Annotated in this window: 21 protein-coding genes; 16 read left to right on the forward strand and 5 right to left on the reverse strand. The window is 40.9% G+C overall.

Annotated elements, in window-relative coordinates; all coding sequences use genetic code 11:
- The first annotated feature begins 17 nt into the window (after nt 1–17).
- The 12 genes from dnaG to O3650_RS00210 all read left to right on the forward strand — a co-directional run bounded on the left by dnaG (nt 18) and on the right by O3650_RS00210 (nt 10,104).
- Nucleotides 18–1,778 (forward strand): DNA primase, encoded by a 1,761-nt coding sequence (gene dnaG / locus O3650_RS00155; protein WP_049532868.1) that lies wholly within the window; start codon nt 18–20, stop codon nt 1,776–1,778.
- Nucleotides 1,779–1,780: 2 nt separating this feature from the next.
- The gene (gene rpoD, locus O3650_RS00160; protein ID WP_000256769.1) at nt 1,781–2,890 is read left to right on the forward strand and encodes an RNA polymerase sigma factor RpoD; all 1,110 of its coding nucleotides are present in this window, start codon (nt 1,781–1,783) and stop codon (nt 2,888–2,890) included.
- A gap of 14 nt (nt 2,891–2,904) precedes the next feature.
- On the forward strand, nt 2,905–3,234 hold the full coding sequence (locus tag O3650_RS00165; RefSeq protein WP_000331925.1) for a metal-sulfur cluster assembly factor: 330 nt from the start codon (nt 2,905–2,907) through the stop codon (nt 3,232–3,234).
- A gap of 115 nt (nt 3,235–3,349) precedes the next feature.
- Nucleotides 3,350–4,393 carry an alpha-galactosylglucosyldiacylglycerol synthase gene (gene cpoA, locus O3650_RS00170; protein ID WP_049532867.1) on the forward strand — a complete coding sequence of 348 codons (1,044 nt, stop codon included), beginning with the start codon at nt 3,350–3,352 and terminating at the stop codon, nt 4,391–4,393.
- Between the two features lie 15 nt (nt 4,394–4,408).
- Complete coding sequence (locus O3650_RS00175; protein ID WP_049532866.1) at nt 4,409–5,734, forward strand: glycosyltransferase family 4 protein; 1,326 nt, start codon at nt 4,409–4,411, stop codon at nt 5,732–5,734.
- 28 nt (nt 5,735–5,762) lie between these two features.
- On the forward strand, nt 5,763–5,939 hold the full coding sequence (locus O3650_RS00180) for a PspC domain-containing protein (RefSeq protein WP_049532910.1): 177 nt from the start codon (nt 5,763–5,765) through the stop codon (nt 5,937–5,939).
- A gap of 58 nt (nt 5,940–5,997) precedes the next feature.
- The gene (locus tag O3650_RS00185; protein WP_000863859.1) at nt 5,998–6,132 is read left to right on the forward strand and encodes a DUF4044 domain-containing protein; all 135 of its coding nucleotides are present in this window, start codon (nt 5,998–6,000) and stop codon (nt 6,130–6,132) included.
- A 63-nt stretch (nt 6,133–6,195) separates the two neighbouring features.
- Nucleotides 6,196–7,506 (forward strand): GTPase ObgE, encoded by a 1,311-nt coding sequence (obgE, locus tag O3650_RS00190; protein ID WP_049532865.1) that lies wholly within the window; start codon nt 6,196–6,198, stop codon nt 7,504–7,506.
- A 9-nt stretch (nt 7,507–7,515) separates the two neighbouring features.
- Nucleotides 7,516–7,671, forward strand: coding sequence for a hypothetical protein (locus O3650_RS00195; RefSeq protein WP_000502580.1), 156 nt, complete (start codon nt 7,516–7,518; stop codon nt 7,669–7,671).
- A 303-nt stretch (nt 7,672–7,974) separates the two neighbouring features.
- Nucleotides 7,975–8,616 (forward strand): amino acid ABC transporter permease, encoded by a 642-nt coding sequence (locus tag O3650_RS00200; protein WP_049532864.1) that lies wholly within the window; start codon nt 7,975–7,977, stop codon nt 8,614–8,616.
- Nucleotides 8,617–8,625: 9 nt separating this feature from the next.
- Nucleotides 8,626–9,255 (forward strand): amino acid ABC transporter ATP-binding protein, encoded by a 630-nt coding sequence (locus tag O3650_RS00205; protein ID WP_049532863.1) that lies wholly within the window; start codon nt 8,626–8,628, stop codon nt 9,253–9,255.
- 9 nt (nt 9,256–9,264) lie between these two features.
- On the forward strand, nt 9,265–10,104 hold the full coding sequence (locus O3650_RS00210; protein ID WP_049532862.1) for an amino acid ABC transporter substrate-binding protein: 840 nt from the start codon (nt 9,265–9,267) through the stop codon (nt 10,102–10,104).
- A gap of 61 nt (nt 10,105–10,165) precedes the next feature.
- Here O3650_RS00210 and lysS read toward each other — a convergent pair whose 3' ends face one another.
- From lysS to O3650_RS00235, 5 genes are all read right to left on the reverse strand, one after another.
- Nucleotides 10,166–11,656 carry a lysine--tRNA ligase gene (gene lysS / locus O3650_RS00215; RefSeq protein ID WP_060805682.1) on the reverse strand — a complete coding sequence of 497 codons (1,491 nt, stop codon included), beginning with the start codon at nt 11,654–11,656 and terminating at the stop codon, nt 10,166–10,168.
- A gap of 137 nt (nt 11,657–11,793) precedes the next feature.
- Complete coding sequence (locus O3650_RS00220; protein WP_153193305.1) at nt 11,794–12,411, reverse strand: histidine phosphatase family protein; 618 nt, start codon at nt 12,409–12,411, stop codon at nt 11,794–11,796.
- The gene (locus tag O3650_RS00225; protein ID WP_153193306.1) at nt 12,408–12,893 is read right to left on the reverse strand and encodes an aminoacyl-tRNA deacylase; all 486 of its coding nucleotides are present in this window, start codon (nt 12,891–12,893) and stop codon (nt 12,408–12,410) included. Before O3650_RS00225 ends, O3650_RS00220 begins: the two co-directional genes overlap by 4 nt.
- A complete protein-coding gene (locus tag O3650_RS00230; protein WP_153193307.1) occupies nt 12,893–13,735 on the reverse strand; it encodes a DUF368 domain-containing protein in 843 nt (280 codons plus the stop codon). Before O3650_RS00230 ends, O3650_RS00225 begins: the two co-directional genes overlap by 1 nt.
- A 94-nt stretch (nt 13,736–13,829) precedes the next feature.
- A complete protein-coding gene (locus O3650_RS00235) occupies nt 13,830–14,630 on the reverse strand; it encodes a GH25 family lysozyme (protein WP_153193308.1) in 801 nt (266 codons plus the stop codon).
- 155 nt (nt 14,631–14,785) lie between these two features.
- Between O3650_RS00235 and glmU the strand changes: the two genes are divergently transcribed.
- Genes glmU through O3650_RS00255 form a run of 4 tightly spaced genes read left to right on the forward strand, consistent with a single transcriptional unit; the run spans nt 14,786 to nt 17,752 of the window.
- A complete protein-coding gene (gene glmU / locus O3650_RS00240) occupies nt 14,786–16,165 on the forward strand; it encodes a bifunctional UDP-N-acetylglucosamine diphosphorylase/glucosamine-1-phosphate N-acetyltransferase GlmU (protein WP_000073766.1) in 1,380 nt (459 codons plus the stop codon).
- Nucleotides 16,166–16,174: 9 nt separating this feature from the next.
- On the forward strand, nt 16,175–16,720 hold the full coding sequence (locus O3650_RS00245) for an NUDIX hydrolase (RefSeq protein ID WP_060805686.1): 546 nt from the start codon (nt 16,175–16,177) through the stop codon (nt 16,718–16,720).
- A gap of 11 nt (nt 16,721–16,731) precedes the next feature.
- Complete coding sequence (gene macP, locus O3650_RS00250; protein WP_000517862.1) at nt 16,732–17,043, forward strand: cell wall synthase accessory phosphoprotein MacP; 312 nt, start codon at nt 16,732–16,734, stop codon at nt 17,041–17,043.
- Nucleotides 17,044–17,059: 16 nt separating this feature from the next.
- Nucleotides 17,060–17,752 (forward strand): 5'-methylthioadenosine/adenosylhomocysteine nucleosidase, encoded by a 693-nt coding sequence (locus O3650_RS00255; RefSeq protein WP_060805687.1) that lies wholly within the window; start codon nt 17,060–17,062, stop codon nt 17,750–17,752.
- The last annotated feature ends 21 nt before the right edge of the window (nt 17,753–17,773 follow it).

Consider the following 17,773-nt stretch of genomic DNA (forward strand, 5'->3'; position numbering starts at 1 on the left):
ACATGGAGGTATTGTGTATGGTTGACAAACAAGTCATTGAAGAAATCAAAAACAATGCCAACATTGTGGAAGTCATAGGAGATGTGATTTCTTTACAAAAGGCAGGACGGAACTATCTAGGGCTCTGTCCTTTTCATGGTGAAAAAACACCTTCTTTCAACGTTGTCGAGGACAAGCAGTTTTACCACTGTTTTGGTTGTGGGCGCTCAGGTGATGTCTTTAAGTTCATCGAGGAGTACCAAGGGGTTCCCTTTATGGAGGCTGTCCAAATCTTAGGTCAGCGTGTTGGGATTGAGGTTGAAAAACCGCTTTATAGTGAGCAGAAGCCAGCTTCACCCCACCAAGCTCTTTATGATATGCATGAAGATGCTGCCAAATTTTATCATGCTATTCTCATGACAACGACCATGGGGGAAGAGGCCAGAAACTACCTTTATGAGCGTGGTTTGACAGATGAAGTGTTCAAGCATTTTCGGATTGGTTTAGCACCTCCAGAACGAAACTATCTCTATCAACGTTTGTCTGGTCAGTATCGTGATGAGGATTTTCTAGATTCAGGGCTATTTTACCTATCGGATGCAAATCAATTTGTAGACACCTTTCACAATCGCATCATGTTTCCCCTAACAAATGACCAGGGAAAGGTCATTGCCTTCTCAGGTCGTATCTGGCAGAAAACGGATTCACAAACTTCTAAGTATAAAAATAGCCGATCGACTGCAATTTTTAACAAAAGTTACGAATTATATCATATGGATAGGGCAAAAAAATCTTCTGGTAAAACTAGTGAGATTTACCTCATGGAAGGGTTCATGGATGTCATTGCAGCCTATCGGGTTGGAATCGAAAATGCTGTCGCATCTATGGGAACAGCCTTGAGTCGTGAGCATGTTGAGCATCTGAAAAGGCTAACCAAGAAGTTGGTTCTTGTTTACGATGGCGATAAGGCTGGGCAAGCTGCGACATTGAAAGCGCTGGACGAAATTGGTGATATGCCTGTGCAGATCGTCAGCATGCCTGATAACTTGGACCCAGATGAATATCTACAAAAAAATGGTCCAGAAGATTTGGCCTATCTATTAACGAAAACTCGTATTAGTCCGATTGAGTTCTACATTCACCAGTATAAGCCTGAAAATAGTGAAAATCTGCAAGCTCAGATTGAGTTTATTGAAAAAATAGCTCCCTTGATTGTTCAAGAAAAGTCCATCACTGCTCAAAACAGCTATATTCATATTTTAGCTGACAGTCTGGCGTCCTTTGATTATGCCCAGATTGAGCAGATTGTTAATGAAAGCCGTCAGGCACAAAGGCAGAATCGCATGGAAGGAATTTCCAGACCGACGCAAATCACTATGCCTATCACCAAGCAGTTATCGGCTATTATGAGGGCAGAAGCCCATCTACTTTATCGAATGGTGGAATCCCCTATTGTTTTGAACGATTACCGCTTGCGAGAAGACTTTGCATTTGATACACCTGAATTTCAGGTCTTATATGACTTGCTTGGTCAGTATGGCAATCTTCCTCCAGAAGTTCTAGCAGAACAGACAGAGGAAGTTGAAAGAGCTTGGTACCAAGTCTTAGCTCAGGATTTGCCTGCTGAGATGTCACCGCAGGAACTAAGTGAAGTAGAAATGACTCGAAACAAGGCTCTCTTGAATCAGGACAATATGAGAATCAAAAAGAAGGTGCAGGAAGCTAGCCATGTAGGAGATACCGACACAGCCTTAGAAGAATTGGAACGTTTAATTTCACAAAAGAGAAGAATGGAGTAATAATGGTAACAAAACAAAAAGAAGTAACAACATTTGACGTACAAGTAGCAGAATTTATCCGTAATCATAAGCAAAAAGGGACAGCAACAGATGATGAAATCAATGCTAGTCTTGTTGTCCCTTTTACCTTGGATGCTGATGGGATTGAAGATCTCTTGCAACGGATTCAAGATGCAGGAATTTCTATCACAGATAACGAAGGAAACCCAAGTGCGCGTGTTCTTAGTGCTGAAGAAGAACCGGAACTCAGTGATGAGGACTTGATTGGTTCAACGTCGGCTAAGGTCAATGACCCTGTCCGTATGTACTTGAAAGAAATCGGGGTCGTTCCTCTTTTGACCAATGAAGAGGAAAAAGAGTTAGCACTGGCTGTTGAAGCGGGTGACATCGAAGCCAAACAACGTCTTGCGGAAGCCAACCTTCGTTTGGTTGTTTCTATAGCCAAACGCTATGTCGGTCGTGGTATGCAGTTCCTTGACTTGATTCAAGAAGGGAACATGGGCTTGATGAAGGCGGTTGACAAGTTCGACTATTCTAAAGGGTTCAAGTTCTCAACTTATGCAACTTGGTGGATTCGTCAGGCTATTACTCGTGCTATTGCGGATCAAGCTCGTACCATCCGTATCCCAGTTCACATGGTTGAAACGATTAACAAGCTTGTTCGTGAACAGCGGAATCTCCTTCAAGAATTGGGACAAGATCCAACGCCAGAACAAATCGCTGAACGTATGGATATGACCCCTGACAAGGTTCGTGAAATCTTGAAGATTGCTCAAGAACCAGTATCTCTTGAAACTCCAATTGGTGAAGAGGATGATAGCCATCTTGGGGACTTTATCGAAGATGAAGTGATTGAAAATCCAGTGGACTATACAACTCGTATCGTTTTGCGTGAGCAGTTGGATGAAGTCTTAGATACTCTTACAGACCGTGAAGAAAATGTTCTACGTCTGCGTTTCGGACTAGACGATGGAAAAATGCGTACCCTTGAAGATGTGGGTAAAGTCTTTAACGTAACTCGTGAGCGTATCCGTCAGATTGAGGCCAAGGCTTTGAGAAAACTACGTCAACCAAGTCGCAGCAAACCGCTTCGTGATTTTATTGAAGACTAAGAGTGAGGATGAATATGGCTTATACAGAAGAGCAAATTGAAAACATCAAAACACGGATTTTATCAGCCTTGGAAGAAGTTATTGACCCTGAGTTGGGAATCGATATTGTCAATCTTGGTTTGATTTATGAGATTCGTTTTGATGGCGACACAGGGCAAACAGAGATTGATATGACGTTGACAACTATGGGTTGTCCCTTGGCAGACCTTTTGACTGACCAGATTTATGATGCTATGACAGAGGTGCCAGAAGTAACGGATACTGAGGTTAAATTAGTCTGGTATCCAGCCTGGACAGTTGAAAAAATGAGTCGCTATGCACGCATTGCCCTAGGTATTAAGTAAACATATAAAAGTATGTGAGAGACCCTTGGAAAAGTGAGGAAATTTCCCCCTCTTTTCCTCTAGTCTCTCCTTTCTTTTGCTGATTTTATTCAAAGAAAATGATATAATAGTAGTTATGGAAAAAAAGAAATTACGCATCAATATGTTGAGTTCAAGTGAGAAAGTAGCAGGACAAGGAGTTTCAGGTGCTTACCGTGAATTAGTTCGTCTTCTTCATCGTGATGCCAAGGACCAATTGATTGTTACAGAAAATCTTCCAATAGAAGCAGATGTGACTCACTTTCATACAATTGATTTCCCCTATTATTTATCAACATTTCAAAAGAAACGCTCAGGAAGGAAAATTGGCTATGTGCATTTCTTACCTGATACACTTGAGGGGAGTTTGAAAATTCCATTTTTCTTAAAGGGAATTGTGAAACGCTATGTATTTTCTTTTTACAACCGGATGGAGCACTTAGTTGTGGTCAATCCTATGTTTATCGAGGATTTGGTGGCAGCTGGTATTCCACGTGAAAAAGTGACCTATATTCCTAACTTTGTCAACAAGGAAAAATGGCATCCTCTTCCAGAGGAAGAGGCAGCGAGACTGCGTACAGAGCTAGGTCTTAGTGACAATCAGTTTATCGTAGTAGGTGCTGGTCAAGTTCAGAAACGTAAAGGGATTGATGATTTTATCCGTCTGGCTGAGGAATTGCCTCATATTACCTTTATCTGGGCTGGTGGTTTCTCTTTTGGTGGTATGACAGATGGTTATGAACGCTACAAGAAAATCATGGAGAATCCCCCTAAAAATTTGATTTTTCCAGGTATTGTGTCACCAGAGCGGATGCGCGAATTGTATGCCCTAGCGGACCTTTTCTTGTTGCCTAGTTACAATGAGCTCTTTCCGATGACGATTTTAGAGGCTGCCAGTTGTGAAGCTCCTATTATGTTGCGTGATTTAGATCTTTATAAGGTGATTTTAGAGGGGAATTATCGGGCGACAGCAGACAGAGAAGAGATGAAAGAAGCTATTCTGGAATATCAAGCGAATCCTGCTGCTTTAAAAGATTTGAAAGAAAAAGCTAAGAATATTTCTAGAGAGTATTCAGAAGAGCATCTGTTACAAATCTGGTTGGACTTTTATGAGAAACAAGCTGCTTTAGGGAGAAAGTAAAAAGTGAGGTAATCTATGCGAATTGGTTTATTTACAGATACCTATTTTCCTCAGGTTTCAGGTGTTGCGACCAGTATTCGAACCTTGAAAACAGAGCTTGAAAAGCAGGGGCACGCTGTTTTTATCTTTACGACGACAGATAAGAATGTCAATCGTTATGAAGATTGGCAGATTATCCGCATTCCAAGTGTTCCCTTCTTTGCTTTTAAGGATCGCCGCTTTGCCTATCGAGGATTCAGCAAGGCGCTTGAAATTGCTAAACAATATCAGCTAGATATTATTCATACCCAGACAGAATTTTCTCTTGGCTTGTTGGGAATTTGGATTGCGCGTGAATTGAAGATTCCAGTCATCCATACCTATCACACCCAATACGAAGACTACGTGCATTATATTGCTAAGGGGATGTTGATTCGTCCTAGTATGGTCAAGTACTTAGTCAGAGGTTTCCTGCATGATGTGGATGGGGTTATTTGTCCTAGTGAGATTGTCCATGATTTGCTATCTGACTATAAGGTCAAGGTTGAAAAACGGGTCATTCCAACTGGGATTGAATTAGCTAAGTTTGAGCGTCCGGAAATCAAGCAGGAAAATCTGAAAGAACTACGTAGTAAACTAGGGATTCAAGATGATGAAAAGATGTTGCTTAGTCTTTCCAGAATTTCCTATGAAAAAAATATTCAAGCAGTTTTAGCAGCCTTTGCAGAAGTTCTGAAAGAAGAAGACAAGGTTAAACTGGTGGTAGCTGGGGATGGTCCTTATCTGGATGACCTCAAAGAGCAAGCCCAGAAACTAGAGATTCAAGACTCTGTTGTCTTTACAGGGATGATTGCTCCTAGTGAGACAGCTCTTTATTATAAGGCGGCGGATTTCTTCATCTCGGCATCGACAAGTGAAACCCAAGGCTTGACCTACTTGGAAAGCTTAGCCAGTGGAACGCCTGTCATTGCTCATGGAAATCCTTATCTGGACAATCTGATCAGTGATAAAATGTTTGGAACCTTGTACTATGGAGAACATGATTTGGCTGGTGCTATTTTGGAAGCCCTGATTGCAACGCCAGATATGAATGAGCATACTTTATCAGAGAAGTTGTACGAGATTTCAGCTGAGAACTTTGGAAAACGGGTGCATGAGTTTTATCTGGATGCCATTATTTCAAATAACTTCCAGAAAGATTTAGCCAAAGATGATACGGTCAGTCAGCGTATCTTTAAGACAGTTTTGTATCTACCGCAACAGGTGGTTGCTGTACCCGTAAAAGGCTCTAGACGCATGCTGAAGGCTTCAAAAACACAGTTGATCAGCATAAGAGATTATTGGAAAGACCATGAAGAATAGAAAGAGGAACAGTATGAAAAAACAATTAATGAGAAGCGGTCGTGATAAAAAGATTGCGGGTGTTTGTGCCGGGGTAGCCCATTATTTTGATATGGATCCTACTATTGTTCGCGTAATATGGGGTGTTCTTGCTTTTGGTTATGGAGCAGGAGTTGTAGCTTATATCATTTTATGGATTATTGCGCCAGAAGCAAGTGACTATTGAAAACTAGCTAAATTCATGCTAAGATAATAGAAAATAGAATGTAACGAAGGAGATAAAAATGGCATTTGGAGATAATGGAAATCGTAAAAAAACTATGTTTGAGAAAATAACCTTATTTATCGTGATTATCATGCTAGTAGCAAGTTTATTGGGAATTTTTGCAACTGCAATTGGTGCCCTCAGTAATCTATAAAATAGATTCAAGAAAATTTAGTGACTGGGATTTCCCAGCCCTTTTTTAAAGTGAGAAGAAAAAATGAGTATGTTTTTAGATACAGCTAAGATCAAGGTCAAGGCTGGTAATGGTGGTGATGGCATGGTTGCCTTTCGCCGTGAAAAATATGTCCCTAATGGCGGTCCTTGGGGCGGTGATGGTGGTCGTGGAGGCAATGTCGTCTTCGTTGTAGATGAAGGTCTACGTACCCTCATGGATTTCCGCTATAATCGCCATTTCAAGGCTGATTCTGGTGAGAAAGGAATGACCAAAGGGATGCATGGTCGTGGTGCTGAGGACCTTAGAGTTCGAGTACCACAAGGTACGACTGTTCGTGATGCAGAGACTGGCAAGGTTTTGACAGATTTGATTGAACATGGTCAAGAATTTATCGTTGCCCACGGTGGACGTGGTGGACGTGGAAATATCCGCTTTGCGACACCAAAAAATCCTGCACCTGAAATCTCTGAAAATGGAGAGCCAGGTCAGGAGCGTGAGTTACAATTGGAACTAAAAATCCTTGCAGATGTTGGTTTGGTTGGTTTCCCATCTGTAGGGAAATCCACACTTCTAAGTGTTATCACCTCAGCTAAACCTAAAATTGGTGCCTACCACTTTACCACTATTGTGCCAAATCTAGGTATGGTTCGTACCCAATCAGGTGAATCTTTTGCAGTAGCCGACTTGCCAGGCTTGATTGAAGGTGCCAGTCAAGGTGTTGGTTTGGGAACCCAGTTCCTCCGTCACATCGAGCGTACACGTGTCATTCTTCACATTATTGATATGTCAGCTAGCGAAGACCGTGATCCTTATGAGGACTACTTAGCTATCAATAAGGAGTTAGAGTCTTATAACCTCCGTCTTATGGAGCGTCCACAGATTATCGTAGCCAACAAAATGGACATGCCTGAGAGTCAAGAAAATCTTAAAGAATTTAAGAAAAAATTTGCTGAAAACTACGATGAATTTGAAGAGTTACCAGCTATCTTCCCAATTTCTGGTTTGACTAAGCAAGGTCTGGCAACGCTATTGGATGCTACAGCTGAATTGTTAGACAAGACACCAGAATTCTTGCTCTATGACGAGTCAGATATGGAAGAAGAAGCATACTACGGCTTTGACGAGGAAGAAAAAGCCTTTGAAATTAGTCGTGATGATGATGCAACGTGGCTACTTTCTGGTGAAAAACTGATGAAACTCTTTAATATGACCAACTTTGATCGTGACGAATCAGTCATGAAATTTGCTCGCCAGCTTCGTGGTATGGGGGTTGATGAAGCCCTTCGTGCGCGTGGTGCTAAAGATGGTGACTTGGTCCGAATTGGTAAATTTGAGTTTGAATTTGTAGACTAGGAGACTGATATGGGAGATAAACCGATATCTTTCCGAGATGCGGATGGTAATTTTGTTTCCGCCGCAGACGTTTGGAATGAAAAGAAATTGGAAGAACTATTTAATCGTCTCAATCCAAATCGTGCCTTGAGGTTGGCACGAACTAAAAAAGACAATCCATCTTAAATACGTAAGATAAAACTCCAATTATCAGTCAAGTTAACTGTAACAAATAGAAGCTAAGATCTAGAAAGGGCAAAATTTGTCCTTTCTTTTCACTTATAAATTATAATATATTGAAATGGAATATAAACAAATAGACTAGGAAATTCAAATCAAATGACTAACAAGGCTTTATAAGTCGTGTTGTCCTATTCTACCTTCAAGACACTGATTTTTTCTATTGAAAAAGAATTTTTTTACAAAAATAGTTGGTTATTTAGTTTATTTATGCTATAATAGGAGCAATTATTTTTAGGAGGTGTCAGTATGTCTTATTTGTTTGAGATATTACCGAGTTTATTGAGCGGTGCAAGCATGACTTTACAGGTTTTTGCACTTGTCTTGATTTTTTCTATTCCCTTGGGCGTTTTGATTGCCTTTGCCTTGCAAGTCCATTGGAAGCTCCTCCATCATCTGATTAACATTTATATCTGGATCATGCGAGGCACACCCTTGCTCTTGCAGTTGATCTTTATCTATTATGTGCTCCCAAGTATTGGGATCCGTTTGGACCGTCTTCCTGCGGCTATCATTGCCTTTGTTCTCAATTATGCGGCTTACTTTGCTGAAATCTTCCGTGGTGGGATTGAGACTATCCCTAAAGGTCAATATGAGGCTGCTAAGGTCTTGAAGTTCAGTCCCTTTGCCACAGTTCGCTATATTATCTTGCCCCAAGTGACCAAGATTGTTCTTCCTAGCGTGTTTAACGAAGTCATGAGTTTGGTCAAGGATACTTCCTTGGTTTATGCTCTAGGCATTTCAGACCTTATCTTGGCTAGTCGAACAGCTGCCAACCGTGATGCTAGTCTGGTTCCTATGTTCTTGGCAGGAGCCATTTACTTAATTTTGATTGGTATTGTGACCATTCTTGCCAAAAAAGTTGAGAAGAAGTACAGTTACTATAGATAGGAGGCTGCCATGTTAGAATTACGAAATATCAATAAGGGATTTGGTGAAAAGCAAATTTTGTCCAATTTCAGTCTAAGTATTCCTGAAAAACAAATCCTGGCTATCGTTGGGCCTTCTGGTGGAGGTAAAACAACTCTCTTACGTATGCTTGCAGGTCTTGAAACCATTGATTCAGGGCAAATCTTTTATAATGGAGAACCTTTAGAATTGGATGAACTGGAGAAGCGAAATCTACTGGGATTTGTCTTCCAAGATTTTCAACTTTTCCCTCATTTATCAGTTCTAGATAATTTGACTTTATCACCTGTGAAAACTATGGGAATGAAGCAGGAAGAGGCTGAGAAGAAGGCGCGTGATCTCTTGGAACAGTTAGGACTGGCAGGGCACGCAGACGCCTATCCATTCTCACTATCTGGTGGGCAAAAGCAACGGGTGGCCTTGGCGCGTGCTATGATGATTGACCCAGAAATCATTGGCTACGATGAACCAACTTCGGCCCTAGATCCAGAATTACGCTTGGAAGTGGAAAAACTGATTTTGCAAAATAGGGAACTTGGGATGACGCAGATTGTGGTTACCCACGATTTACAATTCGCTGAAAATATTGCAGATCAGATTCTCAAGGTTGAGCCCAAGTAGGAGGTGACGATGACTAATAAGAAAATTGCTTTGGTATTGGTTTCGTTCCTGACTCTCTTTTTAACGGCTTGTACTCAGAAGGCTAGCAATCCAAAGCAGGATAACTGGGATAAGTATCAAGAGCAAGGCAGTATAACCATTGGTTTTGACAATACCTTTGTACCCATGGGATTTGAAGAAAAGAATGGCCAATATACGGGCTTTGATATTGACTTAGCACAAGCAGTTTCTGAAAAATTAGATTTTAAGGTGCAATTTCAGCCAATTGACTGGGATATGAAGGAAACGGAACTGCAAAATGGGACCATTGATGCCATCTGGAATGGCTATTCTGCCACCGATGAACGCCGAGAGAAGGTTGCCTTTAGCATTCCTTATATGGAAAATCAGCAAGTTCTGGTTACGAAGAGAAGCCAGCAAATTCATTCAGTAGAGGAGATGAAGGATAAGGCCTTGGGTGCCCAAGCTGGGTCCTCTGGTTATCTTGACTTTGAGGCCCAGCCAGATTTATTGAAAAATCGTGTCAAAGACCAGAAGGCCAATCAATACCAGAGTTTCAATGAAGCCTTGATTGATTTGAAGAATGACCGAATTGATGCCTTGTTGATTGACCGAGTGTATGCTAATTACTACCTCCAGTCTGAGGGGATATTAAATGACTATAATGTCTTTTCAGCTGGATTTGAGAGTGAATCTTTTGCGGTCGGAGTTAGACCAGCTGATAAAAGATTATTAACAGCATTAAACCAAGCCTTTATCGAACTATACCAAGAAGGAAAGTTCCAGGAAATCAGCCAGAAATGGTTTGGAGAAGATGTAGCAACAAAAGAAGTGAAAAGTAGAGATTGAGTTTTTACTCAGTCTCTTTTTGCATCAAAAAATCCTCTGGCAAGTACCAGAGGATAAGAGCTTATTTCATTGTTGGGAAGAGCAATACATCACGGATAGTAGTTGTGTCGGTGAGGAGCATGCAGAGACGGTCGATACCAATTCCTAAACCACCTGTTGGCGGCATACCGTATTCAAGAGCTTCAATGTAGTCATAGTCGATTCCTGTCGCTTCATCATCACCAAGTTCTTTGGCTTTAGCTTGGGCTTCGAAACGGCTAAGCTGATCGATTGGGTCGTTCAACTCAGTAAAGGCATTACCGTACTCCTTAGTCATGATGAAGAGCTCGAAGCGGTCAGTAAAGCGATCGTCTTCAGGATTTTTCTTAGCCAGTGGAGATACAGCTACTGGATGTCCATAGACAAAGGTTGGTTGGATCAAAGTTTCTTCAACAAACTCTTCAAAGAAGGCATTGATGATGTGGCCAACTTCAGTGTAGTGTTTTTCAACTGGAACTTTCTTCTCAGCTGCGATTGCCTTAGCTTCTTCCAAAGTCATGTCTTGCCAGAAATCGACACCAGTAATTTCCTTGATAGCATCAACCATGTGAACACGTTTAAATGGTTCGTTAATCTTGATTTCAGTACCTTGATAGTTGACTGGACCATCACCTTTAACTGATTTAGCAGCATGTTGGATAATGCCTTCCGTCAAGTCCATGATGTCTTGGAAGTCTGCATAAGCTTGGTAGACTTCGATAGAAGTGAACTCAGGGTTATGAGTAGCATCCATTCCTTCGTTACGGAAGATACGACCGATTTCATAGACACGTTCCATACCACCCACGATAAGGCGTTTCAAGTGAAGCTCAGTCGCGATACGAAGCACCATGTCAATGTTTTGGGCATTGTGGTGGGTAATAAATGGACGGGCAGCAGCACCACCAGCCTCGTTGTGAAGCACAGGTGTTTCTACTTCAAGGAAGCCTTTTTGGTCAAGGTAACGACGGATTTCAGAAATGATTTTTGAACGAGTGACAAAGCGTTCAAAGCTTTCACGGTTAGAAATCAAGTCAAGGTAACGTTTACGATAAATTGTTTCAACGTCAGTCAAACCGTGGAATTTCTCTGGAAGTGGACGAAGTGCCTTAGACAAGTGTGTAATGTGAGTCGCCTTGATAGAGAGTTCTCCCATATCTGTACGCATCACTTCACCTTCGACACCAAGGAAGTCACCAAGGTCTGCTTTTTTGAAGATTTCGTAGTTTTCTTCACCGACAGCATCCTTACGAACGTAGATCTGGATTTGACCTTCGCGGTCTTGAAGGTGGGCAAATCCAACTTTACCTTTACCACGTTTGGTTACCAAGCGTCCTGCGATAGTAGCTGTTTCGTTTTTATCGTGTAATTGTTCTTTATCGAGGTCAGCAAATTTATCTTTTAATTCTTGTGAATTTGCAGTACGTTCAAAGCGTTTTCCAAAGGGATCGATTCCTTGTTCACGGAGCGCAGCCATTTTTTCACGGCGAACGATTTGCTGGTCATTTAGTTCTTCCATATGTTCTGTTGACATGGGATCCTCCTAGTTTTACTCAAAATTGAATACGATGAGTCATTTTTTGCGATACTCCCATTTTATCATAAATAGCCAAGAAATTCACGGATAATCTTTCAAAACTAAAAAGAACTTGACGCTAAAATCAAGTTCTGTTATTGATAGGAAGTATCATTCCAAGTATCGAGAGTAAATGTTTCAAAATCATGGGTTTCTAGAATGGTCAGGCTGGCATTTGCTAGACCGCCATTTTTACGAAGAAGTGGCTCTTTATATCCTAGAAGAGTACGAAGACTGGCAGTAAGATTGGCACCGTGACCGACAATTAGAATACGCTCAGCTGGACTATCTTTGAGTGATTTGATAAATTGAATGGTCCGTTGTGTTGTGCTGAAGAGGGATTCAGCTCCAAACATTTGAGTGTCAAATTGCGCAAGATTAGATCGGAAAGCTTTGATTTGTTGCGGGTAAATAGATTCCAAGGTTGCAATTTTCAAACCTTCTAACTTCCCAAGTTGCCATTCACGGAGATTAGGGACACTTTCTAAAGGACAGGGAGACTTGAGTTGACTTTGGATAATCTCGGCAGATCTGACCGCTCGAGGTAAATCACTTGAATAAATCTGATCAAAAGGAATTTCCTTGAGATATTGGCCAAGTTGTTTTAGGGTTTCAATGGATTCAGGAAGAAGGGGAGAATCTCCACTGGCACCTTGAAAGCGACCTTCTTGGTTCCAGAGGGTACGACCGTGGCGGACAAAGTAGAGTTTCATTCTTGGTTGCCCTCCAAGATATCTGCAAAGTCAGCTTTTACAAAGCTAGCCAAGTCTTGGGGAGCGACGATAATACTGTGACCAACTTCGCCTGCAGAGACAATCATTTGATCCAAGTCTAGAGCGATCTTATCGATAAAAATGGGATAATTGTGTTTCTGACGAATTCCGACGGGATTATTGGCTCCATGAATATAACCTGTTGTTTTTTCCAAGTCCTTTTGTGGAATCATGCTCACTTTTTTATTGCCAGAAATTTTGGCTAGTTTCTTTTCCGACAAGTGTTGAGTGATAGGCACAATTCCGATAATCGGTCCTGTCTTGTCTCCTAAAAGAGCCAAGGTTTTGAAAATCTGATTTCGTTCATAACCTTGAGGAAGCTCTCCTTCCAGGGCATTGATTTGAATCCCCTGATGTGGGATACCTGCTTTAGACAGAATTTGTTCTACCAATGTTTTTTTGATTTTAACTTTTTTTGCCATTATTTATACTTATCCTCCAATTGGCTCATCCAAATACCAAGCCAGATTCCCAGTGCAAAGAAGAAGGCGATGATGACATACCCAACAAGAGAAAGGCCAGTGTATTGGATACTTTCAGCGTTTCCTGCATTTGGAATCAAGATCAAAAGAGTACTTGATAAGACGATTCCGATGATGAAATGATAGACGCGTGAGTGGTAGTTGTTTAAGGCATAATCCATCAATTTTGAAAAAATGATGAGAGTTGCACCTGCCCCGATTCCAATCGGGAAGAAAGTTCCCAAGAGGTCAAAGGTTTTAAAACCAGTCAACATAGGAGCATAGAGGCCCAAAATCAAAAGTAGATTTGATGGGCTGAGGCCAGGTACCAATACACCAAGAGCCAGCAGTGCACCAGCTAGGACGAAATTAAGAAAGCTGGCACTTAAGGTTCCAACAACAAAATTTAAGGCATAGAGTCCTAGTCCAGAAATGATAAAGGTTGCCCAAAACCAAGCTAAATCAATCTTGTCTCGGTTAGATTCTCGAGTTGATTCTTTGAGAAGGCTAGGAACAGTACCAATGATAGCCCCCGCAAAGCTCCATAAGACAAAGACCTGATAATTTTCAAGCAGGTATTCAATCGGGTAGGAAAATAATCCGATTCCCAGAAGCATACCGATGGCAACTGGAATAAAGTACAAAACATTTTCTTTAAAGTCTTTAAAGGGGTGGGCCAGAAAGCCAATCATCCGTTCATAAATTCCTAAGATTGCTGCTAGAACCCCTCCGGAAATTCCCGGTAGAATAAATCCAAGAGCAATCACAATCCCTTTAATAAGACGTGCTAACCATGAGAGCATATTTTTCCTCCAACTATTTCTATTTCAAAAAATCCTTACTATATTGTATCACAATCAAACACAAAAAGAAAAAGCAAATGATAAACAAATGCTTTTAAGGTTTTAAAAAGAGTTTTCTAAAGGTTTCTTCTTTATTTTTTAAAGAAGAGATTACGTTGATATCTAAATCGTGGTCAAAGCCAGCAATTTTTCCTTTAGATGTGTATTGGTGAATATCATAATCTAAGTCCGTATTAGGTTTGCTTTCGAAAAATCCGGTATTTGAACCATAGGAAGGAATCCAAACAGAGGTAAATTTGCCTGTATCAATACTGTGTTCTTCCATGAAGTAGACACCAACGTAGATTCCGATGTTTTTAGCACCAAGTGATTCTAGCTTTGCTCGAAAGGCTTCAACACCCTCGTTCATATTGGACATGGTTTTTTCTTCCACGTCTAGCCAATAGTAACTAGGGCTGTATGGTGAAGAGGCGTTATAAAAAACTTCAGCGGCTTTTTCCATTTCTTGGACACTTTTTCCAGCTAAATAAGCATAGACACCAACTGGGACATTTCGTTTTTGAAACTCAGTGATATGGGTTTTAAAGGCCTTATCAACACCATTAACATAGGAAGCATCGTTTTCTTTTAAAGACTGAGCGCCACTATGGACACGAACGATAGCTCCAGAAATGTTTTGGGACAGAGTATCGTAATTGATTTCCTCAGGACGCTGCCAACCAGAAACATCAATTACCGGTTTATCTATATTGTGTAGCGCTTGGGTTTCTACTTGCGCGATATTTGACTTTGTTTTTACAGGATGGTCCTCAAAACGAGGGCGATTCAGGATTAAAATGAAAATCATAATCCCAAAAAAACCAAACAAAATAAGCGGATTTATTTTCTTTCTCATATCTCATAATTTTACCTTAAAAATGAGAAAAAATCAAAAAAAATACTCAAAAAATGGGTTAAGGAAAGGACTTTGGAGCATTTTTTCATTCAAGAGCGCGTAATGATTTGAAATATGGTATAATAAAAGGGAATTTCTAGAGAAAAGAGAAGATTATGTCAAATTATGCCATTATTTTAGCAGCGGGTAAAGGGACTCGCATGAAATCTGATTTGCCAAAAGTGTTGCACAAGGTTGCGGGTATTTCTATGTTGGAACACGTTTTCCGTAGTGTGGGAGCTATCCAACCTGAAAAGACAGTAACAGTTGTGGGACACAAGGCGGAATTGGTTGAGCAGGTCTTGGCTGGACAGACAGAATTTGTGACTCAATCTGAACAGTTAGGGACTGGCCATGCAGTTATGATGACAGAACCTATCTTAGAAGGTTTGTCAGGGCACACCTTGGTCATTGCAGGAGATACTCCTTTAATCACTGGTGAAAGCTTGAAAAACTTGATTGATTTCCACATCAATCATAAAAATGTAGCGACTATCTTGACTGCTGAAACGGATAATCCTTTTGGCTATGGACGAATTGTACGTAATGACAATGCTGAAGTTCTTCGCATTGTTGAGCAGAAGGATGCTACAGATTTTGAAAAACAAATCAAGGAAATCAACACTGGAACTTACGTCTTTGACAACGAGCGTTTGTTTGAGGCTTTGAAAAATATCAATACCAATAACGCTCAAGGTGAATACTATATCACAGATGTCATTGGTATTTTCCGTGAAGCTGGTGAAAAAGTTGGCGCTTATACTTTGAAAGATTTTGATGAAAGTCTTGGGGTAAATGACCGTGTGGCTCTTGCGACAGCTGAGTCGGTCATGCGTCGCCGCATCAATCACCAACACATGGTCAATGGTGTTAGCTTTGTCAACCCAGAAGCAACTTATATCGATATTGATGTTGAGATTGCGCCTGAAGTTCAAATCGAAGCCAATGTTACCTTGAAAGGTCAAACGAAAATTGGCGCTGAGACTGTTTTGACAAATGGAACGTATGTAGTGGATAGCACTATCGGAGCAGGAGCTGTCATTACCAATTCTATGATTGAGGAAAGCAGTGTTGCAGACGGCGTAACTGTCGGACCTTATGCCCACATTCGTCCAGGTTCAAGTCTGGGTGCCCAAGTTCATATTGGAAACTTTGTTGAGGTGAAAGGTTCTTCAATCGGTGAGAATACTAAGGCTGGTCATTTGACTTATATTGGAAACTGTGAAGTGGGTAGCAAGGTTAATTTTGGTGCTGGAACCATTACAGTCAACTATGATGGCAAAAACAAATACAAGACAGTCATCGGTAACAATGTCTTCGTTGGTTCAAATTCAACCATTATTGCTCCAGTTGAGTTAGGTGACAATTCCCTCGTTGGAGCTGGTTCAACTATTACTAAAGATGTTCCAGCAGATGCCATTGCGATTGGTCGTGGTCGTCAGGTCAATAAAGATGAATATGCAACTCGTCTTCCCCATCATCCTAAAAATCAGTAGGAGCCTATCATGGAATTTGAAGAAAAAACGCTTAGTCGAAAAGAAATCTATCAAGGACCGATTTTTAAACTGGTTCAAGATCAGGTTGAATTACCAGAAGGCAAGGGAACTGCCCAACGGGATTTGATTTTCCACAATGGAGCTGTCTGTGTTTTAGCTGTGACGGATGAACAAAAACTCATCTTGGTCAAGCAGTACCGCAAAGCCATCGAGGCTATCTCTTACGAAATTCCAGCCGGAAAGTTGGAAGTAGGAGAAAACACAGACCCTATAGCAGCAGCCCTTCGTGAATTAGAGGAAGAAACAGCCTACACAGGGAAATTAGAACTTTTGTATGACTTTTATTCAGCCATTGGCTTTTGTAATGAAAAATTAAAACTATACCGAGCAAGCGATTTGACGAAAGTGGAAAATCCGCGTCCGCAGGATGAAGATGAGACCTTGGAAGTCCTTGAAGTGAGCTTAGAAGAAGCCAAGAAATTAATCCAAGCAGGTCATATATGTGATGCCAAGACAATTATGGCTGTTCAGTATTGGGAATTGCAGAAAAAATAGAGGAGGTCAGTATGGGTAAACCTTTATTAACGGATGAAATGATTGAAAGAGCTAATAGAGGCGAAAAAATTTCAGGTCCCCCTTTGCTAGATGATGAGGAGACCAAGATTTTACCAACCTCTTCTTCCCGTTTTGGTTATGCCAATCCTAAGGAACATGGTTTTAGCCAGGAAACCTTGAAGATTCAGGTCGAACCGTCTATTCATAAAAGCCGTCGCATTGAAAATACTAAGAGAAATGTCTTCAATTCTAAGTTGAATAAGATTTTATTTGCAGTCATCTTTCTCTTGATTTTGCTTGTCTTAGCAATGAAACTTTTGTAATAGAAAAGGAATTGAAATGAAAATAGGAATTATTGCGGCCATGCCAGAAGAACTGGCTTATCTGGTCCAGCATTTAGACAATGCCCAGGAGCAAGTTGTTTTGGGGAATACCTATCATACAGGGACCATTGCCTCTCATGAAGTCGTTCTTGTAGAAAGTGGAATTGGTAAGGTTATGTCTGCTATGAGTGTGGCGATTTTGGCTGATCATTTCCAAGTGGATGCTCTTATTAATACGGGATCAGCTGGGGCAGTAGCAGAGGGGATTGCTGTTGGGGATATTGTGATTGCTGACAAATTAGCCTATCATGATGTGGATGTCACAGCTTTTGGCTACGCTTATGGACAAATGGCGCAACAACCGCTTTATTTCGAATCAGATAAAACCTTTGTTGCTAAAATTCAAGAGAGTCTATATCAATTGGACCAGAACTGGCATCTTGGTTTGATTGCTACAGGAGATAGTTTTGTTGCTGGAAATGACAAGATAGAAGCGATTAAGTCCCATTTTCCAGAAGTTTTAGCAGTTGAGATGGAGGGGGCAGCGATTGCTCAGGCGGCGCATGCCCTTAATCTTCCAGTTTTAGTCATCCGAGCTATGAGTGATAATGCCAACCATGAAGCAAACATCTCTTTTGATGAGTTTATTATCGAAGCTGGACGTCGCTCTGCCCAAGTCTTATTAGCCTTTTTGAAGGCCTTAAATTAAGCGAAAATTTGACAGTTTTTC

Source organism: Streptococcus sp. 20925_1_24, assembly GCF_041432335.1.
Classification (GTDB): domain Bacteria; phylum Bacillota; class Bacilli; order Lactobacillales; family Streptococcaceae; genus Streptococcus; species Streptococcus mitis_BM.